The following is a 25,237-nucleotide window of genomic DNA, read 5'->3' as shown; positions in this document are numbered from 1 at the left end:
ATTTTATGAGGATGTTACATTAATTTAGAATATATTACATGAAAATCTAATATAGTAGATATGAGATTGGATTTAGGAGGAGAAAGTTTGAGGGATCTTAATCAGTTTTATACATTTAAAGAATATATGAAAGATAATAGTCTAAGCCCTAATGAAGAAGACTATATTGAAATGATTTATAGATTACAAAGTGAAAATGAAAATGTAAAAATAAAAGATTTATCAAAAGCTTTAAATATAAAACCATCATCTGTAAGTAACATGGTAAGAAAGTTACAGCAAAAAAAATTATTAACACATGAACTTTATGGATCGATAAATTTAAGTGATTTAGGGGAAGATATGGGGAAAAAATTTTTAGAAAGACATAATACTATATACGAATTTTTAAAATTAATTGGATTGGATGAATACTTGCATGAAGAAACGGAAAAAATAGAACATACAATAAGTTTAGAAACTTTAGTAAGAATAAATAATTTGATTAATTTTTTAAAAGAAAATGAAGAGATATTGGAAAGGTTAAAAGTATATCAAAATTTGTAAAACATATTACATATATTAGTTGAAAATTATTAAATTGAAAAATATTACAATAATGTAACTGTGAAAATCTTAATTAATGATATAACATATATAAGGTAAATAATAATTATATTTATAAAAATTCAAATGAATAATATGTAGTTTTAATTTAGCAAAAAATAATTAATTCAAAAAACATATCAAAATCATATAGATTTCACATTGAAAAACTACAATTAGAGTTAAGAAGGAAGTGAGAGGATATGACTATAGTTTTAATAACTGCAGTTTTATTAGTATTAATGTACGGATTATATGTTGCTGCATATATATCTGAAAACGTAGTTGATGACAGTATATAATAGAAAGATAATATATAAAAAGCCTTAGAAATTTTCCTAGGGCTTTTATTTTTTAATCTATATTTGTATAAAAAGCTATACCGATACTTCCGGGGCCAACATGAAGACCGATTACAGGTCCTATAGATTGTATTTTAACAGTAGTATTTAATTTTTTTTCTAAATAACTAGCAAGTTGAAGACCTTCCTCCTCACAATTTATATGGTGGACTATCACGTCTCCAAGACCTTTATTATCAATTTCTTCAAAAAATGTAGATACTAACTTTTCTATAGCTTTTTTTCTAGTTCTTATTTTTGTAAAAACAGAAGTTGTACCATCTGTAACTGTTAAAATAGGCTTTATTTGCAATATAGAACCTAAAAGAGCTGAAGCACTTCCTATTCTGCCTCCTTTTTTCAAATAATCTAGAGTATCAGGGGAGAATATAAATTTACTATTAGACAAAACTTTATTTGTTCTATCTATAACTTCATCCATAGATTTACCATCAATTGCTAAACGAGCAGCTTCAATAACTGCAAATCCCATTTGCATACAGTTTGTCTTTGAATCTATTATATTAATATCTGCATTAGGGTAGTCTTCTAAAATCATATTTTTTATTAAGTTAGCACTAGAATATGTCCCACTCATATTTGAAGATAGAAAAATTCCTAAAATAGAATCACCATTTTCTACTATATTTTTAAATACATTTAGCATTTCATCTGGAACTGGTTGAGATGATTTAGGTATCTCAGATAAAGTATCCATTTTAGTATAGAAAGTTTTATTATCTAAGTCTAACTCACGGAAACTTTCATTATCCATAAAAACATTAAGAGAGACTACCTTTATATCAAATTTTTCTATGTATTCAGCAGGTATGTAAGATGTACTATCTGTAATTATTTTAATACCCATAAAAACCTCCTTCTATATATATAAATATATTTATAAAAACTGCGATAATTCATTATATAATAAAATGATTGGATTGTAAAATATAATAAGGCACTATACAGTGCCTCTTATTATATGATATTATTTACAATTTTTGCAGATACCATGAAGTATAACAGTACAAGATGTAATTTCTATATCGAGTTCGTTGGAAATAGCTGAAGGAATATTCTTTAATATATCTGAATGAATGTCTTGTATGTTTCCACAAACGTCACAAATCATATGGTTGTGTTCTATTACGTTAGCATCAAATCTATCGGGAAGACCAGGCATACTAACTTTTTGAATATAACCGTGATTTACAAGTTGAGATAAGTTTCTATAAACGGTACCTAAACTTAAGTTTGGATTATCTTTTTTTAGATAATCATATATAAAATCTGCAGTAGGGTGAACCGTGTTGTCCTTAACGGCGTTTAATATAAGTTCTCTTTGTTTTGAAAATTTCAAAATACCACCTGCTTATCATTGTTTTTATCATAAATATACCCTAAAGAGTTAATTTATAATCAAATTATATTATAAACTAAAATTAAAAATAATAAAATAGAGTAGCCTAATAATTAAGCTACTCTAGGATTATGTGAATTGAGAAATGGCAATAAAATATTATTTAGTAAAGTGTCTTTCTAGTAGACCTAAGAATGCTTTACCATGTCTAGCTTCATCTTTACACATTTCATGAACTGTATCATGTATGGCATCAAGTCCTAACTCTTTAGCTCTTTTAGCTATTTTTAATTTTCCTTCAGTTGCACCGTATTCAGCTTCAACTCTAGCTTTTAAGTTGGCTTGCGTATCAGCAACAACAACTTCTCCTAATAATTCAGCAAATTTAGCTGCATGCTCAGCTTCTTCAAATGCTATTCTTTTATAAGCTTCAGCTACTTCTGGGAAACCTTCTCTATCAGCTTGACGGCTCATAGCTAAATACATACCAACTTCTGTACATTCTCCAACGAAGTTAGCTCTTAAACCTTCAACTATTTCAGCATCTATACCTTGAGCAACACCTATTCTATGCTCGTCAGCCCAAACCATTTCTCCTGACATTTCATTAAACTTATCAGCTCCAACTTTACAAACTGGACAGATTTCTGGAGCAGTTTCTCCCTCGTGTATATATCCACATACTGTACAAACAAATTTTTTCATTATATATTCCTCCTTGAAATTAAAAGTAATAATCATTACTATTATTAACTATGAATTAATGATACAATAAAGTTATAACTCTGTCAACAGTTTTAAATTAAATAAATTATAAATAATGCCGCAATATTTATAAAAGAAGAGACTAATAGATGTGAAAAATATGCATAATAAGTATAAATAGAAGAAATAGTTAGAGAGGTGTTTTAAATATGGAAGGTTCAATAAAATCAAATATAGATAAACTAAAAGTTATTCCATTAGGTGGACTTGGAGAAATAGGAAAAAATATAACAGCGATAGAGTATAAAGATGAAATAATTATTATAGATGGAGGCTTATCATTTCCAGATGAAAATATGTATGGTGTAGATTTATTAATTCCGGATATATCTTATTTAATAGAAAATAAAGATAGAGTTAAAGGTATGTTTGTTACCCATGGGCATGAAGATCATATTGGGGCTATTCCATACATATTAAAGCAAATAAATATGCCTGTATACGGAACTAAGTTAACTATAGGCCTAATTGAAAATAAGTTAAGAGAACATAATATATTAGATATATGTACTTTAAATTCAGTAGAAGATAAACAGTTAGTTCAGTTAGAATATTTTAAAATTGAATTTATAAGTGTAACTCATAGTATTGCGGATGCATGTGCTATTTGCATACATTCACCGATAGGAGTAATACTCCACACTGGAGATTTTAAAGTTGATTACACTCCTATAGATGGGAGGAGGATGGATTTAGAGAGTATATCTAAAATAGGGAAAAAAGGCGTATTATTGTTATTAGCTGATAGTACAAATGTGGAAAGAAAGGGACATTCGTTATCTGAAAAAACCATAGGAGAAACATTAGATAGAATCTTTAATGGTAGATTAGGAAGGATAATAGTGGCAACATTTGCGTCTAATATACATAGAATGCAACAGATTGTTAATGCATCTGTAGCTAATAATAGAAGAGTTGTATTTAGCGGACGTAGTATGGAGAATGTATCAGCTGTTGCTATAGAGCTTGGATATTTAAATATTCCTGATGGTTATAAGATAAGCATTGATGAAATGGAAGATTATAATAATGATGAAATAACTATAATAACTACAGGGAGCCAGGGAGAAGCTATGGCAGGACTAGCTAGAATAGCTTTTGATACGCATAAAAAAATAAAAATAAAAAATAATGACTTATTTATAATATCAGCTTCACCTATACCTGGAAATGATAAACTTATTTCAAAAGTTATAAACCAGTTATATAGAAAAGGAGCAGAAGTAATATACAAAGATTTAGAGGCTGTACATGTTTCAGGGCATGCATATCAAGAAGAATTGAAACTTATACATACATTGGTTCATCCAAAGTTTTTTATGCCGGTTCATGGTGAGTATAGACATTTAGTACACCATAAAAATTTAGCAATTAAATTAGGAATGAAAAAAGAAAATATATTTATTTTAGATAATGGAGAAGTTCTTGAATTAAATAAAAAAAACGCTAAAAAAAATGGAAAGGTAAGAGTAGGGACTGTATATGTAGATGGTATAGGAGTTGGAGATGTAGGGAATATAGTTTTAAGGGATAGAAAATATTTAGCAGAAAATGGGATGATGACAATTGTTATAGGTATAGACAAAGAAAGCAAGTCTATAGTAGCAGGTCCAGATATAATAACTAGAGGATTTATATATGCAAGGGAAGCTACAGATTTAATAGATGATGTAAAAACTATTGTATTAAATGAAGTTGAAAAATGCTTAGAAAATGATGTATTAGAGTGGAGTGTAATGAAATCTCGAGTGAAAAAAGCTGTTGATAGACATCTGTATATCAAATTAAAGAGAGGAACTAGTATATTCCCTATAATTGTAGAAGTATAATATAGAAATAAAAAAAGGAGTTGCATATGCGACTCCTTTTTTATAAATTATTTACTAGCTTGTCTAGATTTATTATATCTTAATCTTTCATTTTCATTTAAGAATCTTTTTCTTAATCTTATAGCATCTGGAGTTATTTCAACTAACTCATCATCACCTATAAACTCTAAAGCTTCTTCTAAAGTGAAATGTTTAGCAGGGTTTAACTTAACAGCATCGTCAGTACCAGAAGAACGAACGTTAGTTAACTTTTTGTTTTTACATGCATTAACAACCATATCGTCTTTTCTTGAGTTCATACCGATTATCATACCTTCGTAAACATCAACACCTGGATCAACGAACATTGAAGCTCTTTCACTTAAAGCAGCTAAAGAATAAGCCATAGTAGTTCCAGGTCCGTGAGCAACTAAAACTCCATTAGTTCTTCCTGGTATAGCACCTTTATGTTCTTCGTATCTTTCAAATGATCTAACTATAGTTCCTTCTCCACGAGTATCATTTATAAACTCACTTCTATAACCTAGAAGACCTCTAGTAGGAGCTATAAATGTTATTTTAACATAATCCCCTTCTATTTCCATAGCTTCCATCATAGCTTTTCTTAAGTTTAATTTATTTATAACAGTTCCTGAGTAAGTTTCTGGACAGTTAACTATAACTTTTTCCATTGGTTCCATTAGCTTACCATCTTCTTTATGAAGTAAAACTTCTGGCTTAGATACAGCTATTTCATATCCTTCACGTCTCATGTTTTCAAGTAATATAGATAAATGAAGCTCTCCACGTCCAGATACTCTATATCCGTCACTAGTATCCATTGGCTCAACTTTAAGCCCAACGTTAACTTCTAATTCTTTATCTAATCTATCTTTTATATGTCTAGTTGTAACGAACTTACCACTCTTACCACAGAATGGAGAATCATTAACTAAGAAGTTCATAGATAATGTTGGCTCTTCTATGTGTATCATTTCCATAGGTTTTGGAGCATCCGGATTACATATAGTTTCACCTATAGATATATCTGGCATACCAGCTACAACAACTATTTCACCTGAACCCACTTCGTCTTTTTCAACTTGAACTAAGCCTTCGTAAACTGTAAGTTTAGATATTTTTCCTCTAGCAACAGTTCCATCAGCTTTACAGATAGAAACTTGAGAACCATTTTTAACAGTTCCTTTGTAGACTCTACCTATACCAAGTCTACCTACATAATCATCATATGCAAGAGCTGATACTTGAAGTTGTAAATCTTCAGCGTCATAATCAGGGTAAGCAGAAACATGGTTTATTACTGTTTCAAATAATGGAGAAAGATCAGTACTATCATCATCCATTTCTAATTTAGCTATACCTTGCTTAGCTACTCCGTATATTATAGGGAATTCACATTGCTCATCATTTGCATTTAAGTCCACGAATAAGTCAAATACTTCGTCTACTACTTCTTCTGCTCTTTGATCACTTTTGTCTATTTTATTTATGAATAATATAGGTCTTAAACCTAACTCTAATGATTTTTGTAAAACGAATCTAGTTTGAGGCATTGGCCCCTCACTAGCATCTACTAGTAATACAACTGTATCAACAGTTTTTATAACACGCTCAACTTCAGAAGAGAAGTCACTATGTCCTGGAGTATCTACTATATTTATTTTATAATCATTATAGTTTATAGCACAGTTTTTAGAGTATATTGTTATACCTCTCTCTTTTTCTAGGTCATTACTATCCATTACACAATCTTTTACAACTTCGTTATCTCTGAAAACTCCTGATTGAGATAAGAAGGCATCAACTAATGTTGATTTACCAGCATCGACATGGGCGATAACTGCTATGTTTATTATTTTGTTTTTGTTTGTCATTGTCAAAAACTCTCCTTCCGATATTAAATAACTGATTAAGTATACCATATACAAAAGAAATTGTAAAACTAAAAAAATGAGTATTTACAATGATAAGGTTATCCTAAATTGTAAAATAATATTACTATATATGTAATTTAAAAAAATTGGAATTGTTAAATTGAAAATTGTTTTGTCTAATTTTAGAGTTTTGTAATCGTTGACTATATATTTTAGTTAAAATATAATATATTTATATTGATGAAAGGAAATTTTATTTATGTCACAAATAACAAAAAAAGCTTTGGCCTCATCATTAAAAAGTTTAATGAACACAACATCGTTAAATAAAATTACAATTAATGATATTGTACAAGATTGTGGTGTAAATAGACGCACATTTTATTATCATTTTAAAGATATCTATCTATATTAAGTAAACTGTATACTCCCATCATTGCTGAGCGAACAGAGTACTCAACAGTAAATACACAATCACCAGGTATTTCAACGAATTGACCTAAAAATGCAAAGTTTACACTTCCTTTGGGTACAACATCTGGGCGGTCTCCTTTTATACGAGGCATAAACTGGCTAGTAACATATGGCATCATGCATGGGATAACATTAATTGTAGCTAAAATTTCTGGAATGTCATTTTCTAATCCCATATGATATAAAAGTTCCATTGCTAACTCAGAACCTGTACAATCGCACATTTTCTTTTTAACAAAGTTACCAATATTATCAGGGAAAAGGCCATAAGCCCATAATACAATAACATCTTTAGGTTGATTTATAAAATGAGGTTGTCTATTACAAGTTATACTCAATAGCCAATTAGAATCCTTTATAGTTATAATTCCCCCTGTAACAACTTTTCCTGAATATGGATCTCTTCCAGTTAGATCTTGAAGTTTCTTTATTAATTTAGAATCTTTGCATGTTATAGTAAATGATTCCCACTTACTTTTGTCTATATCACTACAAAATACTTCTGGATTTCCAAATGATGGATGATTTTTAGATATATTTTTCCATAAAGTCCAACAAGCTCCTTCATCTAAGTTTAAAACAGGTGCAGTGTCCATATTTCCAATAGTTGAATTTTCTGTCATAGACCCTGTCGTAATAAAAACTAAATCATTTTCTGTTATATTAATTACCTCTTTGTTTTTACCTCTTAATAAATGTATAGCTGTAACTTTTTTTATATCTTCATTAATTTCCATACTTAAATTTGTGACTTGAGAATTTAAATTAAATATAACACCTTTAGATTTTAACCAATTCTTTAAAGGTAGTATAAAAGAATCATATTGATTATATTTGCTAAACATAATGTTTTTCATTGAATTCATACCTGGAAGCAGATGGATGAAACGTTCCATGTATCTTTTCATTTCTACAACACTATGCCAAGTTTCAAATGCAAACATAGAACGCCAAAAACACCACATATTAGTATCAAAGAAAGATTTATCGAAAAATTGATCAACTGTAGTTGGGCCTAGTTCATCTTCTGTTGCAAGAAAAAGTTTAGCTAGTTGTTTTATATGCAAATCATTTAGGCCAAGAGATGAAAAGTCGCCCTTTTCTCCACAGTTTTCTAAAATTCTACAAGTAGATTCATTAGGATCTTTAATATTCAACTCTCTAAATTCTTCTAAAATACTTATATTTGGATCATCTAAAGATAGGATACTAGAAAATAAGTCCCAAGTACATTCGTAGTGTTCTTCCATTTCGCGTCCACCACGAATTAAATAACCATTTTCAAAACTACCACATCCATCCATAGCACCACCAAGAATATCTGTTTCCTCTAAAATCGTAATATGATTACCATCCATGTGACCATCTCTAATTAAAAATACAGCTGCAGCTAAAGAGGATATACCTCCTCCTATTAAGTATGCATTTTTGTTTTCAATATAATTGGGTTTTAAAGTTTTAATATTTTGAAAGTTACCCATTATAATACACCACCATAATTTATTAAATTTCCTTATAAGTAAGAGTAGTTAAATTTTAAAAGATTATAAATAAACAAATTCAATTAAGTGTGTAAAGTTATCACATTTAATTGAATTTGTTCAATAAAAAATTCGCTTCACTCATGTCGCTCAAATTTCATGTCGTCAACGTCCACTCGGTAAACTCGTGTCCCGTTACTCAAACGACTTCGTCCGTTGCTCAAAATGTCATTTTTTACTTTCACTAATATTTTGATGTACTATACTTCATAAGTTATACACATATATTCGTTAATCATAAATTCCTTAAGCGTAAAAAATGATGCCGTTTAGTGGCATCATTTTTAAAAGACTATTTACCTTCATTTTTAGTATCTAGTTTAACTCTAAAAATTAATCTTTTCAAAGCACTATATTCAAATGGAATAAGAGGATATAAGTAGCTTTTTCCAGTGATTGTTTTATTTGTCATTAGAAGTACAAGTGAAATTATTAATCCAGCCACAAATCCCCAAATATTAAATGCAGCTGTTAAAATTAAGAGCAATATCCGAATGATTTTTATAGAGTATCCTAGGTCTACACTTGGTTGAGAATAGCTTCCAAGGGAGACGATAGCCATATATAATATAGTATGAGGTATAAACCATCCTGTCTGTACTGCGAAATCTCCTAAAACAAGAGCCCCGATAACAGATAGAGACATTCCTAGTGAACCAGGAGTATTGAGTGATGCAAGCTGAAGTGCATCTACTGAAAACTCAAGTATTAAAAATTGAAGAAAAACAGGGACATCGTAAGGATCTTTAGGGAGTATGAACTCGAGCCATGCAGGGATATTAGCTGGATATCTAACTGCTAAAGCGTATAAAGGGGTTAACATTAATGTAGTTATCAATGTGAAGTTCCTAATTAGTCTTAAATAATTTCCTATAATTACGGGTTGATAAAAATCATCTACATCTTGTAAAAAATCAAATATACTAGTAGGGAGTATTAGTGCATTAGGTGAATTATCTATAATTAGCAAGATTTTACCTTCTAGAACATGAGCAGCTGCCACATCTGGACGCTCGGTATATCTAGCTTTTGGGAAAGGGTTATACCATTTGCTTTGAACAAGTGATTCAACTAAGCTTTGTTCGCTCATTACTAATGATTTTACAACTATTTCATCTATCTGCTTTTTTAATTGTTTTAATGTTTTATCGTCAACCAGCCCATCTATATATCCGATTACTACATCAGTTTTAGACCTTTTTCCGACAGTAAACATTTCAAATATAAGATCAGGATCTTTTACTCTTCGTCTAACAAGGGCAGTATTAAAAACTATAGTTTCAACGAATCCATCCTTTGCACCTTTTAGAGATTTTTCTTTTTCAGGTTCTTCTATTCCCCTTGCAGGATACGTTCTAACATCTAAAATTATAGCTTCATCAAAACCATCAATTAATATAGCCATAGGTCCAGAAAGAACTTCTTTAGCTATATTTTTCAATTTATTTTCTTTAGCTACCTCTATATATGGAATATATTTATGTATAAAGTCTTTTAACTCATGAATTGATTCGAAATCTTTTTCTGATATTTTAAAAAATCCAGAAAGAATTCTCTCCATTACTTCATCTTTTATAAAACCATCAATAAAGAATAAATAGCAACTTTTACCACCAATAATAACCTCTCTTTGAATAACATCAAAACTTTTATCTAAAGGGAGGTGTTCTTTCATAAGTTCTACATTTCGTTTAATACTTTTAGTTAGAATCATTAAAACACCCTTTCTAATTTAATAACTAATCTATAATAGTATGTACAAAATATTAAAATTTATTATTTGGCATTTATGTAAATAAAAATAGGGTATATTCTAAATTAAAATTTAGAATATACCCTATTTATCTATATCAATATAATAGGACTATATATAATATTTATTATATAGCTCCCCCTAAAAAATAATTACTTTTTAAAGATTCCAAATGGCTTTCCTACAGGTAAAAATACTCTACCGAAGTGAGTGTTTAAAACAGCTGCAGCAGAACCGTAGAATGAGAATATTGCTATTCCTAATTCAGAATATGCTGCAAATTGATGAGCAGCGTGTTCCATTATACCAAATGAACTTAAAGTTAATCCTATGAATAAGCAGTCTATAAGAACAAATATTATAAATAATACTTTATGAGTTTCCATAGCTCCAACAGTCATAAACAATGTGAATATTAAATATCCTAAGTAAGCAAAACCTAATTGTTTAGGATCAGCAGAAGCTTGTAATTCAGGTCCAAATACTCCATTTTGTATTAACCAAGTAAAACCAACTGCATACCAGAAGAATGCATATCCACCAAAAGCAGTAGCTCCAAATGTATTATTGTGTTTAAAGTCGTTTATACATGCAAATAATTGAGCAGTAGCTCCTAAGAATATAGCCCATGGTAAAACTAAAGATATTCCAGAAGTTAAACCTAACTTAGAAGATGATGCAACTAATGTTATCATTGCTAGTCCGAAAAGTCCTAATGCTGAAGGATCAGCAGTTACAACTTTTACTTTTGTTTCGTTTGTCATTTAATAATCCTCCTATTTTACTAATATCATTTTATAATTTCAGTACTGTATTTTGTATACATATAATAAAAATACTTATATATATTATCATTTTTTTTTAGATAAGTATATAAAAATTTTGAAAAAATTATATTTTTTTGCAAATAGCCTTAAAATTCTCTGATTTTATTCATTTAACTTAAGTTTTCTAAGTATATATAACTATAATTAATAATTATTGATTGATTTTTGCAAAATAGAAATTTAAATTAGTTATATATGGAATTTTGAAAATTTTCAATAAATATGTTTGGGCTAAGTTGCAGGGGGTATATTTTAAATACATTAAATTAAAGAGGTTTTAGGAGGATTTTTAAAATGATAAGAGTATGTCCATTTTGTTCAAATGTTGATGTTAATAAAATAAAAGAAATTGTTGGAGATGAAAATGTAAAAACAGGTTGCATAGGTCAATGTCGTTCATTTAAAAAAGAAGCGGTAGGATTTATAGATGGAGAGCTAGTTATAAAAGAAAATGAAGAACTGTTTTTAAAAGAAATATCTAAATAAAATATAAAAAATGAGCTATATATTTATATGGCTCATTTTTTATGAAATAAGTTAATTTTATATTTATTCTATAGTAAAAATATAATTTAAATGTTAATATAGTAGGGAATATATATGCAAAAATACGGAGGTTAACATATGAGTACAATGTATTGTCCTAAGTGTATAGTAGAAGTGATGGACTTAATAAGTCATGAAGAAGGAACTGACTTTGAAGTAATAAACGAAGGAACTGATAATGAAAAAAAAGAAGAATTCGAGTTCTGTGTAGATAAATATAAATGTCCGGCATGTGGACATGAAGTTGAAGATTATATGGAATATGAAGAAGGCGAAGAATAATAAAAAAGGAAAGATAATTATATAATTATCTTTCCTTTTTTACGCTTAATGAAATAAATATTCTTTATGTAAAAGCCATGTATTATCTTCCCATTTGAATATTGATATATTATCAAAAGTACAATCAAAGTTGCATGGTATTGGGTTTACATAATTGAAAATATCGTTATAAATTTTTTTAATCTTTTTAGAAGCTAAAGTTATATGAAAAATTTTATCTTTTCCATCGTGATCATTGAATTTAATATATTTAAATTTTTCTAATTCTGTTATTAATTTATCATGGATCATTTTTCCTTGAGAGCTCATTAAAACCTTCATATAAATAACACGGTCATCAAAATGATCATAACCATCTATTTTATATGTAGAAATGGGATTTGAATCACAAAACTTTTTTAACATATTTTCAAGTGATGACAAATCTTCTGCTTCAAATGGAGATTTTATTGTAAAGTGTGGAGGTAGCTTTGAGGATTTCGCCCCAAATTTTTCAAATAAATTTTTTCGAAGTTTATTATTAAAATTACCTGCATTTTCTTTAGTTACTGATACTATAACATATCTCATAAAATGGTCTCCTAATTTTAATTTATTATATAAACTAAAGTATACCAAAATTTATAAATAAATATTAATAAAAATACTTTTATACAAATTATGAAAATATTACTTCGAATGTAAAGCTAAAATTCGTGAGATATTAATTATAGAGTTTTAAAATATTAAAACTTATTAATTTGTATGGAGGGTGAATTTATGAAAAAAGGTATGATTCCAATAGCATTAGGAACTGCAGTTACGACAGCAGGAATTGTTTTAGATGTTAAGCAAAACAAACATGATAAATTTGATAAAAAAGATTATAAAAATATGGCAGGAGCTCTTTTGGTAGGAGCAGGGGTTGCACATATAGTTCTTGGAGGAATAGATAGAGCAAGATTTTAAAAATAAAAACTGTAGAACTTAAAGTTCTACAGTTTTTATTTTTAAAATAATTTTATTACATTGTAATATAGGCATTAGATTTAATATATAATTAATGTAAATACGTATTTAAATTAGGAGGGGGATATTTTGACTTGTAAAATTAAAATTGTAAAAGAGCAAGGTCAGAAAACTAACAAATGGTCTGGAGGAATCACAAATCAATTGTATATATATCCTGAAAATTCTTCGTATGAAAATAGAAACTTTAAATGGAGAATAAGCTCAGCAACTGTTGAATCAGAAGAGTCAGAATTTACTAAACTTCCAAATATACAAAGAAAAATAATGGTTTTAGATGGCGAACTACTATTAAGGCATCAAAATCATTATGATAAAAAGCTTGAAAAATTTGAAATAGATAGCTTTAGTGGGGATTGGAATACTAGAAGCTATGGAAAAGCTACAGATTTTAATCTGATGACAAGTAAAGATTGTACTGGAGAATTAAGATACATAAATGTAAAATCAGAAATAAGTTTAGAACCTAAAATAAATTTAAAAGATAGCTGCCACAGGTATGAATTTAATTGTTTTTATAGTTTAAATGGAAGTTTTAAAATAAAATTAGAAAATGGTAATATACTTGAAGCAGAACAAGGAGATTTGGCTATAGTAAAATTTAAAAAAGGGTTTAAAGGAAAATTAATTTTAATAAATAGTGAAGAAGAAGAGTTAAATATAATTGAAAGTATAGTTTATTACTAAATGTAAAAAGTATAATTGTATACATACAATTATACTTTTTAGTTTTTTGGACTTGTTATAATTGATGGAAGCTAAATACTTTGATATTATTGTAATAAATATTTATAAAGGGGTGGAAAAGTGGAAAATTTATTAAATGATTTAAAATATATGAAAGAGGTTTTAATACAATTAGAAGATATAAATATTGATGAGTTACATATGGAAAAAACCATATTGTTTATTGTGGACATGAATAATGGATTTGCTAAAAAAGGTTCTCTATATTCAGATAGAGTAGAAAAATTAATAAATCCCATTAAAAAACTAGGTGATTATGTAGTAAGTAAAAATTGTAAAGTTGTAGCATTTACAGATAGCCATACTAGAGAATCTATAGAGCTACAGAGTTATCCAACTCATTGTTTAATTGATGATGAAGAAAGTGAAGTTGTTAATGAAATAAAATCTATTAAAAACATAAGCATAATACCTAAAAACTCAACTAATGGATTTTTCTGCTTGAATGATATCAGTTTTGAAGATGTTGAAAATATTATAATTGTTGGAGACTGTACTGACATCTGTATTTACCAATTTGCAGTAACATTGAAGTCGTACTTTAATCAAAATAATATTCACAAACAAATTATAGTACCAATGAGTTTAGTAGATACTTACGATATACCTAAAGTACACAACGCTGAAATTATGAACATAATATTTTTTAATAGTATGATTCAAAATGGAATTCAAGTTGTAAAAAACATAATATATAAATAAAATTAATAGGTCTTAATTTAATTAAGGCCTATTAATTTTGTTAAATTTCAGAATTTATTGAAAAAATAGAAAAAATATGATAGAATAAATTCAAAGAAGAAAAAAATGCAAGTAATCAGTCATTAATTATGTTAAAAAACACAACTATGACATGGAAGGGGGAACCTAAGTCATAGCGCTTAGGTAAGTTGCTTATGAATGAGAATAATAAAGTTTCTTTAGAAAGAGCATCACAATTGAAGTCAAGAATAGAAGATTATATAAAAATTAAAGATACAATTCCAACTGGGATTAAAAATGAAGAATCGATACAATATAGAAAAAGAAAAATTTTAGAGGTTTTAAATGCAACTGAAAAAGACTGGGATGATTATAAATGGCAGTTATCTAATAGAATAACGGATGTTGATATACTTAGTAAAATTTTAAATTTAACTGAAAAAGAAGTTGAAAACATTAAAAATGTTCAAAGTAAATTTAGGTGGGCGATTTCTCCATACTATCTAAGTTTAATAGATCCTAACAATCCATATGATGCAATAAAATTAATGTCAATTCCATCTAGTGTAGAACTAGACGAATCAATAAGTGATTTAGATCCTATGGGAGAAGAATTCACCAATCCAGCAGGCAGTATAACTAGAAGATATCCAGATAGATTAATTATAAATGTTACAAATGAGTGTGCTATGTATTGCAGACACTGTCAAAGAAGAAGAAATATTGGACAAGAAGATTGCCAAAAAAGCAAAGAAGTATTAAGAGAGTCTATAAATTATATTAAAGAAAATGCAGAAATAAGAGATGTACTTATAACTGGTGGAGATCCACTTACACTTAATGATGAAATGTTAGAGTGGATAATTAGTGAAATAAGAAAAATCGATCATGTAGATTATATAAGATTAGGAAGCAGAACTTTAGTAACTATGCCGCAAAGAATAACTGATGAATTTTGCGATATGATAAAGAAGTATCATCCTATATATATAAATACACATTTTAACCATCCAATGGAAATAACAAAAGAAACTAAAGAAGCTTGTGAAAAACTAGCAAATAACGGAGTTCCATTAGGAAATCAAGCGGTTTTATTAAATGGAGTTAACAATGATAAGTATTTAATGAGATGCTTAAATCATGAGCTTCTTAAAATAAGAGTAAAACCTTATTATATATTCCATAGTAAACATGTAAAAGGAACTACTCATTTTAATACATCTGTAGATGAAGGAATGGAAATCATGGAGTATCTAAGAGGATATACATCAGGGATGGCTATTCCAACTTATATAATAAATGCTCCTAAAGGAAAAGGTAAAACACCTTTGTTACCTCAATATTTAATCTCAAAAGGATCGGATTATATAATGATAAGAACCTGGGAAGGGGAAGTTGTTAAAGTTGAGGATAATAAATCTGTTAATATAAAAGATGTTATAGATAAAAGCATAATGTAAAAAAAGGAGATGAAAGTTCATCTCCTTTTTTACATTATGCTGATTGATTTTGATTAATTTTTAAAACTCTTTTAGCTATACTTGCAGAGTGGTCTGAAATTCTTTCAAGATTAGTTAATAAATCTAAGTATATTATTCCAGAGTCTATACTGCAAGAATGAGTATTTAATCTGTTCATATGTTTAGCTCTATATAATTTATCTAAAGCATCAACTTCATCTTCTATTTTTAAAACATCATTTGCAAGGTTTACACTATTTTGTTTCATTGCCTCAAGTGATAAAGTGTAGGCATCTAAAACTTTATTATATATATCCATTATTTCAGATTTTGCACTATCTGACATAACAGCTTTAAGTTTCATTGATGATTGAGCTAATTCAGCTATATTCTCTGATAAGTCGCCAACTCTTTCTATATCATTTACTGTGTGGAACAATAAATCTAGAGAAAATCTCATCTTATCATCTAAAGTTTTATTAGACAGTTTTATAAGGTAATCTAGTACTTTTCTTTGTTGCTCATCTAGTAATTTTTCTTTTTCAAATGTAGTTTTTGCATCTTCTTCAGAATGTTCAAGTAACGCATTCATAGAACATGTAAAACTTTTCTTTGCCTTATTACCCATTCTAAGAGCTTCTCTAACTGTATTTCCAAAAGCTATAGATGGAGTTTCTAACATTCTTTCATCTAAATACTTAGTTACATGACTATCATATTCTTCTTCTTCACCTGGCTTATCAGGTATAAGTAACATAACTAATTTAACTATATACTTAGAGAAAGGTAATAATAGTATAACATTTATTAAGTTAAATAAAGTATGAGAGTTAGCTATTTGTCTTGCTGTATCAGTTGGATCTAAATGCGTAACTATCATTGTTATAGGTTTATTTAAAATTAACATAAATAATAATGTTCCTATTACGTTAAAACATAAATGCATTAAAGCTGCTCTTTTAGCGTTTTTATTTGCTCCAACACTTGATATAAGCGATGTAGTACAACTACCTATATTATCTCCATATAAAATTGGTAATGCACCAGCTAATGGCATTAACCCTTGAGATGATAAAGCAATTAATATACCCATTGAGGCACTTGAACTTTGTAAGCAAGTAGTCATTGCAAAACCAGCAAGTAATGCTAATATTGGATGTGTTGCAAGTCCTGCTAACATATTTCTAAAGAATGCATATTCAGATAAAGGTGCAACTGCATCCTTCATAAATTCCATACCTATAAATAGTATTGCAAATCCTATAAGGATCTCTGATATATTTTTTAATTGTGGTTTAGATTTTGAACCAACCATATATAAAACAATACCTATTCCTAAAGCTACAGATGAAAATATACTCGCGTCAAAAGATACTAACTGAGCTGTTACAGTAGTACCTATATTTGCTCCCATTATAATACCTATTGCTTGATATAGAGTCATTATTCCTGCGTTAACGAATCCAACTACCATTACAGTAGTAGCTCCACTACTTTGTATGATACCAGTTACAACGGCTCCTACTAAAACTCCCATAACTACATTACTAGTTAAAAGCTCTATAGCTTTTTCAAGTTTAGGACCTGTTGATTTTTGAAGACCTTCTCCCATTATGTTCATACCATAAAGGAATAAACCAAGACCTCCAATAAGACTTATGAATATAGACAAGATTGTTCCCTCCTCGGAAATGTTAATTTTCTTATTTTCAATTTTCTTACTTTTTATGTACGATAATATAATACCAAAAAATTCGACAAGTTATGTTAAGAACTTGTTAAATTTAAGCTTAACAATTTTAGATAAACATTAAAAAATTGTTAATAGAAGTGGACCTAAAAATATGAAACTGATTTATTAAGATTTTTAATCATATAATAAAAGCAAATTTTATTGAAATATAAGTAAAGTAAAACATATTCATATATATTAATAGAGACTTAACATAAGTTTAAAAAAGTTAAAAGATTTTTACAAATACTTATTATATTAAAGTGGATTGTTAAATTTGAAAAAGTTCAGGCACATAAACAGTGAAGATGGTATATTAATAAAGGGAAGATTTCACTGTATCGAGGGTATGTATAGATAGTAATACTTTTGACATAATAAAAAGTGTAGAAACTTTGAAATTAATAAATTATAAAAAATATTGTATTCAATTTTCAGAAAATTCTTGAAAACTAGACAAAATTATTATATAATATAATTATAAAAACAGAATAATTTTATTGTAAAATTATAAGAAATTAAAAGAGGTGATAAAATGAAAGAAGTTAATACAAAAAAAATAAGAACGGTTTATGAATTTATAATGATAACAATTGGATCATTAATTGTAGCTATGGGGCTTGAGTTGATATTATCTCCAAATGGAATGGTTGATAGTGGGACAACTGCCTTATCAGTAATAATACATTCATTAACAGGGATTCCAATGTTTATACTATTACTTGGATTTAATATACCAATTTTACTATTTACATCAAAAACATTTGATAGAATGTTTCTATTTAAAACTTTATGGGCTAATATTTGTGCATCTACATTTTTATATTTTTTAACACCAGTTCCACCAGTTACTACATCGGAGCTATTAATAGTAATCTATGGAGGGGTAGCAATAGGATTAGGAGCAGGAACTGTTATTAAGTTCGGAGGAGCTATAGATGGTAGTGAGATGCTAGCTGTATGGGCTAATCAGAAATTTAAAATACCAGTGTCTACATTTTTAATGAGTATTAATATTATTGTTTTAGTAGTTACTGCAATAGTGCTTAGTATTGAAAGTGCGATGTTTTCTTTAATTGTAATATATATGATGACTAAGCTGGTCGATTTAATATTAGATGGATTTAATCAAGGTAGATCTATTATAGTAATGTCTAATAAAGTTGAAGATATAGGTAATCATATTGTAAACAATTTAGGTATTTCAATAACATATTTACAAGGGTATGGAGGATATTCAGGAAATGAATCAAAAGTTATTTTATGCATAACTGATAAATTTACTTATCCAACTTTGAAACGTAATATTTTAGATATAGACAGCAATGCTATAATCGAGACAAGTTATTTGGCAGATAGTCATAATATAGAAAAGACATCAATAGAGCATGTTATAAGAAAAAATTTACCTGGAATTAAATAAGAATTAAATAAAAAATAGACACTATTCAATATTTCAAAAGCATAGTGTCTATTTTTTATTTGCATTTTTAATTTATTTAAGGATTATTTAAGATTGAGTTTATAATGGATTAAGATTACCTAAATATAATATAACCATAACAACGAACACAACATATGGAGGTAATTATGAATAAATTAGAAATAGTAAACTTAACAAAATCATACAAATACAAAAATGCGAATGAAAATATAAACTTAGTTTTAGAAAGTGGAGTTTATGGATTACTTGGACCAAACGGGGCTGGTAAAACAACTTTAATGAAACAAGTTGCAACATTAAAACAACCTACAAGTGGAAAAATTCTTTACAATGGAAAAGATATAAATACTTTGGATGAAAACTATAGAGCTATAGTAGGATATTTGCCACAAGATTTTGATGCTTATAAAAATTTTAGTGCAAAAGATTTCCTATTATATATAGGTGCATTAAAAGGTATGGATAAAAGCATGGCCAAAGAAAAAACTGACAAATTACTAAAATTAGTAGGGCTTTATGAGGTAAGAAATAAATCAATATCAAAATTTTCAGGTGGGATGAAAAGAAGAGTTGGAATAGCACAAGCGCTTTTAAATGATCCTAAAATACTTATACTAGATGAACCTACAGCAGGACTTGACCCTCAAGAAAGGGCAAGATTTAGAAATTTATTATCTCAAATAGGTAAAGAAACTATAGTAATACTATCAACACACATTATATCAGATATAGAATCTGTTGCTAAAGAAACTATAATGATAAAGGATGGAAAAGTATTATTACAAGGTACTCATAAAGAAATATTAGATGATATGAATGGAAAAGTTTATAGCATAAAAGTTAAAAATGAAAGTGAAGTTTATGCAATACAGAATAAATATAAAGTAGTTAATATACAACGTGGAGTAGACGTTATAGAACTTAGAGTTATAAGTGGAAATTCAATAACAGGTTTTGATGCAAAGAGTATAGAGCCTAGGTTTGAAGATGTATACATGTTTTATTTTGATTTAGAAGATTCAAGGGAGGTATAAATTATGACTAATATTATAAATGCAGAATTTAAAAAGATAATGAAGAAAAAAGGATTAATGATATTTTGGGCATTTTCTTTATTCTTAGGATATATAAGTGTTAGAAATTTTGGATTATCAGATAGTTATGGAGATCTGTTTAGTAAATTTTATGGACTAGCTCCTTTGATGGGAATTTTAATGTTTAGTTTATTTTCTGGAAGTTATGTATTGGAATATAGTTCTAATATGGATGCAATAGTTAAATCTACCAAAAATGGTAAAATCAAATTAGTTTTAGCTAAGAGTATAGCTTATGGTATAGCTGCAAGTTTAATAAACTTATCGATACTTGCAGTTATGAGTTTTAAGATAATAGTAGGAAATAACTTTAGTGGATTACACATGAGTATAAAAAACATTTGGTATTTTGGAAATAGTGGATCTAATTTAACAGTAGTGCAAATGCTAATGCTAATGACATTAACAGTAATTTTAGGATCTTTCCTATTTGCTCAATTAGGTTTATGGTTGTCATCTATAAGTCAAAAAGCAGTAGGCCCATTCTTTATAGGTGGATTAGTAATGGGGATACCATATATAGCAGGTAGTTTTATAAGTCAAAAAATATTAGGATTTACACCATTATTTGGAATGTACAGCTCAGAACTTATAAGATATGGATTACCTCCTGTAGCCTTTGTAGTATTTATAGGAATAAGTATATTAGGAAGTTATGTACTATATAGACTTACAAGTATAGGTTTCTTACAGGAAAGATAATTTATACAACACATAGGATGTAATTTAAAAACTATAAAATTATCTTTAGGAGGCAACACATGCTTAAATGGGAAATCAAAAAATTATTTAAAAATAAATCAATAATAATATCTAGTATTATTTTATTACTTTTATGTGGAATGATGAGTATGTTAAAACCTGATTTGGAAACAGAAAACTCATATGTAGACGATAAAGGAAAATATACAGTAGATAATAGATTAGAATCTACTATAGCAAATGAAAAATTAAGCTACAAGATAAGCGAATTAAAAGAAATTAAATCACAAAATAGTATGAAAAATACAGATGAGTTAACTAAAAAAACTAGTGAGATGGCAAATGTAAAGCTTGATAAAGATTCGGGGAAAGAATATAAAGATGTAAGTTTTTACAAAGTTTTCAATTATAGATTAAGCAATATGCTTGCAAGTATTGTTATAGTTGGTATTATAATATATATATTTTCTAATATATATACAGATGAAAAACTATCTAATGTAGATTCTATAATACTATCAAGTAAAAATAAGTCGAAAGCTTTATTTTCAAAACTTATATTATCTATAATACTATCAGCAGTCTTATATTTAATATATGTGTTAATAATAGGCTGTATAACTATAGTTCAATATGGACAACCAGTAAATGGAGCGTTACAAGCATATAGAATAGTTGATATAGTAACGTTAGTAAATCCAATTTCAATAAATGCTTATACAATTCAAAGTATATTAACAATGATGATTCTATTTATAAGCACTGGAATATTTGCAAGTTTATTTTCATTTATAACTAAAAACTCAGTAGAATCTATAGTTGGAATTACTGTATTCTTAGTTATAGGAAAGCTATTAACTTTAATGAAATTTTTACCTGCGAAATTAATAAGTGTGATCAATTACTCAAACTATATAGATATAATAATGCATCCAGATATGATTGTAGGAAACTATATGGGAAATATTAGCTTATTTGGGCAAAGCATAGGGATTATAAGTTTGGGGTATATAGTATTAGGAGCAATTTTATTAATGGGTATGGGATTAAATATATATGTATTTAGAAAGGTTTTAACTAAATAAATTTAAAGCAACTAGTTATAGGATTTATACAAAATGACTAATATTTAATTATAATTAAATATTAGTCATTTTGTTTTATATACATTATTTGTAAATTAGGGGTTTTTAGGATAAAATACAATTAAATAAACGTTGTAAAAAATGATATATAGGAGGTTTATATGGAAAGTACAATAAAAGAAAAAAACATACTATTAGTAGATGATGAAGTAGATATATTAAAGTTATTAAGCACAGTTTTTAAAAAGGAAGGATTTAACAATATTTATACAGCAGAAACAGGGAATGAAGCTTTAGATATATTTAAAAATAAAAATATAGATATAGTAGTTTTAGATATAATGTTGCCGGATAAAGAAGGATATGATGTGTTTAAAGAAATTAGAGCTATATCTCAAGTTCCAGTTTTATTTTTATCAGCTAAGACTGAAGAGATGGATAGGCTAGTAGGGCTTGCATTAGGTGCGGATGATTATATAACAAAACCATTTAGCCCAAAAGAAGTTGTACTTAGGGTAAAGTTAAATTTAAAGAAAAACATTATATTAAACTCAATAAAAGAAGAACCTGAAAGTGATAAGTTAGTGTTTGGACCATTTGAAATTGACGAAGATAAAGTTGAAGTTAAAAAAAATGGAGAAACCGTAGAGCTAAAGGCTAAAGAATTTAAAATGTTTATATATATGGCTAGACATTTAGAACAAATTATAAGTAAAGAAAAATTTTGTGACGAAGTATGGGGAGATGATTTTATAGGTTATGATAATACTATAATGGTACATATAAGAAGACTTAGAGAGAAAATAGAAGATAATCCATCTAAACCTAAATATATAAAAAATATTAAAGGGTTAGGGTATAAATTAACTTTAAAGGAAGATTAATATGAAGTGGAAAATAACACTAAGATATGTAGTTAGTATTATTTGTGTAGTTATGATTGTAACTATATTAAATATAATTGGAATAATAGGAGTTACACTATCGAATAAATCAAACTCTCCTAAAATTCCAGAAACTGAGTTTACTAGAGAGTTTAGTAAATATATTCAAATTGAGAGTAATAAAATAGATATAAGTAAAGAAGGAAAAAAGTCTTTAGATGATAAAGAAATTTGGATACAAATTTTAGATGAAAATGGAAATCAAGTATATCGATATAATGCCCCAAAAGAATTAAACAAAAAGTATACTCCAATGGAGCTTATAAATGGATATAAGTATGCAGGTGGATTACCTAATTCGGGAGCAGACAATATTTTAGTTTCTAGTAAAAAAGTCGGGGACGTAGAATATACATACTTACTAGGATTCCCAAAGGGAGAAGTAGAAAAATATATAATAACATATAATCTTAGAGATTTAGGTGATACTATAATAAAAGTAATATGGATAATATTATTTATAGATTTGATAATAGCTCTAATAGTAGGATATATTTTTAGTAGAAGATTAACAAAACCTATGAAAAATATTATAAAAGGGGTAGAAAATTTAGAAGAAGGAAAATACGATGTATACTACAAAGAAAAAGGATTGTATGTGAGTGTATACAAAAAATTAAATAAATTATCAGATACCCTAAAAAGTAATGAAATTGAAAGAAATAAATTAGATAAATTAAAACAAGAGTGGATAGCAAATATTTCTCATGATATAAAAACACCTCTATCTTCAATAAAAGGATATGCAGAAATTTTAAGTGATGAAGATTATGATGTGGATAGGGAAGAAGCTAAAGATTATGGGGTTATAATTAATGAAAAATCAGAGTATATAAAAGAATTAGTTGATGATTTAAACTTAACTATGAAATTAAAAAGCAGTGATAGAGTTTTAAGCAAAAAAGATGAAAATATAGTTAGAATTATAAAAGATTCTGTGATTCAAATTTTAAATGACCCTAAATATTCAAATAGAGATGTAGAATTTACTTCAAACAAAGACTCAATAATTAAGTCAGTAGACAGTATGCTTTTTAAGAGGGTAATAAACAATCTTGTTTATAATGCATTAATTCATAACAATGATAAGGTAAAAATTAAAATTGAAGTTGAATATATAAGTGAAGCTGAAACAATTATAAATATTGAAGATAATGGGAAAGGTATTGAAAAAAAAGATTTAGAAAGAATATTTGATAGGTACTATAGAGGGACAAGTACTGGAGAGGTACACAAAGGGTCTGGACTTGGAATGGCAATAGCTAAAGATATTATAGTTGCCCATGGGTTTGATATAGACTTGAATAGTGAAGTTGGTAAAGGAACTAAAATTAAAATAATTGTTAAGTAAAAAAAGTCGATCTATATTTAGATCGACTTTTTAATAGAATTAATTGGTTAAATTAGTAAAAGTTTATAAAATTAACAGCCGCATTTACATCTACAACAACATCTACAGCAACCACATCTAGGACAAATTTTAAAAAATAGAAAACATCTTCCACAACATCTACATCTACAACATAAAAAGTTTCTATTTTGCATATATACACACCTCCTTATATTAATATATATAAAAGTGTAAAATATGGTGCAAAAAAATGAATAAAAATAAAAAAAGTAAAATAGTGTCAAAAAATGAAACTTGTCATATAGTAATGTATGGATATTTTATCCATACATTACTATATAGGAGCTGAAAGCATGAGCTGCAAATATAAAAAAGGATGTTCTTGCAAAAAAACTTGTCAATGCAATAATCAATGGAATCAATGGAACCAATGTAAACCATGTAATAACTGTAAAAAATGTAAGTGCAATTGCTCAAATGGATGGCAATGGGTTAAATTCCCAACTTGTAGAGATAAAAATAAAAATAATGTGTATGAAATTTTAGGGAAATTTGTATATGATTTATTATCAGATATGGATTTACCATGCGGTCATCCAGGAATAAGAGAAATAATAAGAATATTAGAAGATGGCGGACATTTTCCATGTGGTCATCCAGGTTTAGAAGAGTTAATATTAATGGCTATACTAGAAGACAATAAGGAACTATGTAAAACAGCTAAAAAAATATGTTGTAAAAAATAGTTTTTAAAAGTAAGGCCCCTTGCATTTATACAAGGGGCCTTTTTT

26 protein-coding genes are annotated in these 25,237 nt (G+C 27.7%); 16 read left to right on the top strand and 10 right to left on the bottom strand.

Features of this window, described 5'->3' with window-relative positions:
* The first annotated feature begins 87 nt into the window (after positions 1-87).
* The gene (locus tag ACRDDE_RS04530) at positions 88-546 is read left to right on the top strand and encodes a metal-dependent transcriptional regulator (RefSeq protein WP_438625828.1); all 459 of its coding nucleotides are present in this window, start codon (positions 88-90) and stop codon (positions 544-546) included.
* A 393-nt stretch (positions 547-939) separates the two neighbouring features.
* Here ACRDDE_RS04530 and ACRDDE_RS04525 read toward each other — a convergent pair whose 3' ends face one another.
* The 3 genes from ACRDDE_RS04525 to ACRDDE_RS04515 form a co-directional block, all read right to left on the bottom strand.
* Positions 940-1,794 (bottom strand): DegV family protein, encoded by an 855-nt coding sequence (locus tag ACRDDE_RS04525; protein WP_438625826.1) that lies wholly within the window; start codon positions 1,792-1,794, stop codon positions 940-942.
* Positions 1,795-1,914: 120 nt separating this feature from the next.
* A complete protein-coding gene (locus ACRDDE_RS04520; protein WP_021429510.1) occupies positions 1,915-2,286 on the bottom strand; it encodes a Fur family transcriptional regulator in 372 nt (123 codons plus the stop codon).
* Between the two features lie 159 nt (positions 2,287-2,445).
* Positions 2,446-2,991 (bottom strand): NADH peroxidase, encoded by a 546-nt coding sequence (locus ACRDDE_RS04515; protein WP_021429493.1) that lies wholly within the window; start codon positions 2,989-2,991, stop codon positions 2,446-2,448.
* Between the two features lie 209 nt (positions 2,992-3,200).
* On the opposite strand from ACRDDE_RS04515, the gene ACRDDE_RS04510 reads away from it, so the two are divergent.
* Entirely contained in the window at positions 3,201-4,880 is a 1,680-nt protein-coding gene (locus ACRDDE_RS04510; protein WP_438625824.1) for a ribonuclease J, read from the top strand.
* A 47-nt stretch (positions 4,881-4,927) separates the two neighbouring features.
* Here ACRDDE_RS04510 and typA read toward each other — a convergent pair whose 3' ends face one another.
* A complete protein-coding gene (gene typA, locus ACRDDE_RS04505) occupies positions 4,928-6,754 on the bottom strand; it encodes a translational GTPase TypA (RefSeq protein WP_438625822.1) in 1,827 nt (608 codons plus the stop codon).
* 259 nt (positions 6,755-7,013) lie between these two features.
* On the opposite strand from typA, the gene ACRDDE_RS04500 reads away from it, so the two are divergent.
* A complete protein-coding gene (locus ACRDDE_RS04500) occupies positions 7,014-7,169 on the top strand; it encodes a TetR family transcriptional regulator (RefSeq protein ID WP_438625820.1) in 156 nt (51 codons plus the stop codon).
* Here the strand turns inward: ACRDDE_RS04500 and ACRDDE_RS04495 are convergent.
* The 3 genes from ACRDDE_RS04495 to ACRDDE_RS04485 form a co-directional block, all read right to left on the bottom strand.
* Positions 7,147-8,709, bottom strand: coding sequence for an oleate hydratase (locus ACRDDE_RS04495; protein ID WP_438625818.1), 1,563 nt, complete (start codon positions 8,707-8,709; stop codon positions 7,147-7,149). The genes ACRDDE_RS04500 and ACRDDE_RS04495 overlap by 23 nt on opposite strands.
* Positions 8,710-9,061: 352 nt before the next feature.
* Entirely contained in the window at positions 9,062-10,483 is a 1,422-nt protein-coding gene (locus ACRDDE_RS04490) for a spore germination protein (RefSeq protein WP_438625816.1), read from the bottom strand.
* Between the two features lie 191 nt (positions 10,484-10,674).
* On the bottom strand, positions 10,675-11,286 hold the full coding sequence (locus ACRDDE_RS04485) for an acetate uptake transporter (protein WP_021429465.1): 612 nt from the start codon (positions 11,284-11,286) through the stop codon (positions 10,675-10,677).
* 357 nt (positions 11,287-11,643) lie between these two features.
* On the opposite strand from ACRDDE_RS04485, the gene ACRDDE_RS04480 reads away from it, so the two are divergent.
* Positions 11,644-11,835 (top strand): hypothetical protein, encoded by a 192-nt coding sequence (locus ACRDDE_RS04480; protein ID WP_021429486.1) that lies wholly within the window; start codon positions 11,644-11,646, stop codon positions 11,833-11,835.
* A gap of 138 nt (positions 11,836-11,973) precedes the next feature.
* Entirely contained in the window at positions 11,974-12,177 is a 204-nt protein-coding gene (locus ACRDDE_RS04475; RefSeq protein ID WP_438625814.1) for a hypothetical protein, read from the top strand.
* Positions 12,178-12,222: 45 nt separating this feature from the next.
* Here ACRDDE_RS04475 and ACRDDE_RS04470 read toward each other — a convergent pair whose 3' ends face one another.
* A complete protein-coding gene (locus ACRDDE_RS04470) occupies positions 12,223-12,747 on the bottom strand; it encodes a 2'-5' RNA ligase family protein (protein ID WP_438625812.1) in 525 nt (174 codons plus the stop codon).
* A 189-nt stretch (positions 12,748-12,936) separates the two neighbouring features.
* On the opposite strand from ACRDDE_RS04470, the gene ACRDDE_RS04465 reads away from it, so the two are divergent.
* From ACRDDE_RS04465 to eam, 4 genes are all read left to right on the top strand, one after another.
* Complete coding sequence (locus tag ACRDDE_RS04465; protein ID WP_195335539.1) at positions 12,937-13,125, top strand: asparagine synthase; 189 nt, start codon at positions 12,937-12,939, stop codon at positions 13,123-13,125.
* 129 nt (positions 13,126-13,254) lie between these two features.
* Entirely contained in the window at positions 13,255-13,872 is a 618-nt protein-coding gene (locus tag ACRDDE_RS04460; protein ID WP_438625810.1) for a HutD family protein, read from the top strand.
* Positions 13,873-13,992: 120 nt separating this feature from the next.
* Positions 13,993-14,634: an isochorismatase family protein gene (locus ACRDDE_RS04455; protein WP_438625808.1), complete on the top strand. Its 642-nt coding sequence runs from the start codon at positions 13,993-13,995 to the stop codon at positions 14,632-14,634.
* 194 nt (positions 14,635-14,828) lie between these two features.
* Positions 14,829-16,094 carry a glutamate 2,3-aminomutase gene (eam, locus tag ACRDDE_RS04450; protein ID WP_438625806.1) on the top strand — a complete coding sequence of 422 codons (1,266 nt, stop codon included), beginning with the start codon at positions 14,829-14,831 and terminating at the stop codon, positions 16,092-16,094.
* A gap of 34 nt (positions 16,095-16,128) precedes the next feature.
* On the opposite strand, the gene ACRDDE_RS04445 is transcribed toward eam, so the two are convergent.
* The gene (locus ACRDDE_RS04445) at positions 16,129-17,766 is read right to left on the bottom strand and encodes a Na/Pi cotransporter family protein (RefSeq protein ID WP_438625804.1); all 1,638 of its coding nucleotides are present in this window, start codon (positions 17,764-17,766) and stop codon (positions 16,129-16,131) included.
* A 595-nt stretch (positions 17,767-18,361) separates the two neighbouring features.
* On the opposite strand from ACRDDE_RS04445, the gene ACRDDE_RS04440 reads away from it, so the two are divergent.
* The 6 genes from ACRDDE_RS04440 to ACRDDE_RS04415 all read left to right on the top strand — a co-directional run bounded on the left by ACRDDE_RS04440 (position 18,362) and on the right by ACRDDE_RS04415 (position 24,446).
* The gene (locus ACRDDE_RS04440; RefSeq protein ID WP_438625802.1) at positions 18,362-19,249 is read left to right on the top strand and encodes a YitT family protein; all 888 of its coding nucleotides are present in this window, start codon (positions 18,362-18,364) and stop codon (positions 19,247-19,249) included.
* A 167-nt stretch (positions 19,250-19,416) separates the two neighbouring features.
* Complete coding sequence (locus ACRDDE_RS04435) at positions 19,417-20,304, top strand: ABC transporter ATP-binding protein (RefSeq protein ID WP_438625800.1); 888 nt, start codon at positions 19,417-19,419, stop codon at positions 20,302-20,304.
* A 3-nt stretch (positions 20,305-20,307) separates the two neighbouring features.
* Positions 20,308-21,066 (top strand): ABC transporter permease, encoded by a 759-nt coding sequence (locus ACRDDE_RS04430; RefSeq protein ID WP_438625798.1) that lies wholly within the window; start codon positions 20,308-20,310, stop codon positions 21,064-21,066.
* 59 nt (positions 21,067-21,125) lie between these two features.
* Positions 21,126-22,151, top strand: a complete 1,026-nt coding sequence (locus tag ACRDDE_RS04425; RefSeq protein ID WP_438625796.1) for a hypothetical protein — start codon at positions 21,126-21,128, stop codon at positions 22,149-22,151.
* A gap of 161 nt (positions 22,152-22,312) precedes the next feature.
* Entirely contained in the window at positions 22,313-23,035 is a 723-nt protein-coding gene (locus ACRDDE_RS04420) for a response regulator transcription factor (RefSeq protein ID WP_438625794.1), read from the top strand.
* A 1-nt stretch (position 23,036) separates the two neighbouring features.
* The gene (locus tag ACRDDE_RS04415; RefSeq protein ID WP_438625792.1) at positions 23,037-24,446 is read left to right on the top strand and encodes a HAMP domain-containing sensor histidine kinase; all 1,410 of its coding nucleotides are present in this window, start codon (positions 23,037-23,039) and stop codon (positions 24,444-24,446) included.
* A gap of 52 nt (positions 24,447-24,498) precedes the next feature.
* On the opposite strand, the gene ACRDDE_RS04410 is transcribed toward ACRDDE_RS04415, so the two are convergent.
* Positions 24,499-24,648, bottom strand: coding sequence for a hypothetical protein (locus ACRDDE_RS04410; protein ID WP_438625790.1), 150 nt, complete (start codon positions 24,646-24,648; stop codon positions 24,499-24,501).
* A gap of 151 nt (positions 24,649-24,799) precedes the next feature.
* On the opposite strand from ACRDDE_RS04410, the gene ACRDDE_RS04405 reads away from it, so the two are divergent.
* The gene (locus ACRDDE_RS04405) at positions 24,800-25,192 is read left to right on the top strand and encodes a hypothetical protein (protein WP_438625788.1); all 393 of its coding nucleotides are present in this window, start codon (positions 24,800-24,802) and stop codon (positions 25,190-25,192) included.
* Positions 25,193-25,237 lie beyond the last annotated feature (45 nt).

This window comes from Paraclostridium sp. (assembly GCF_051656405.1).
GTDB lineage: Bacteria > Bacillota > Clostridia > Peptostreptococcales > Peptostreptococcaceae > Paraclostridium.
The sequence above is the reverse complement of the archived record's forward strand: the minus strand, read 5'-3'. Positions and strand labels throughout refer to the sequence as shown.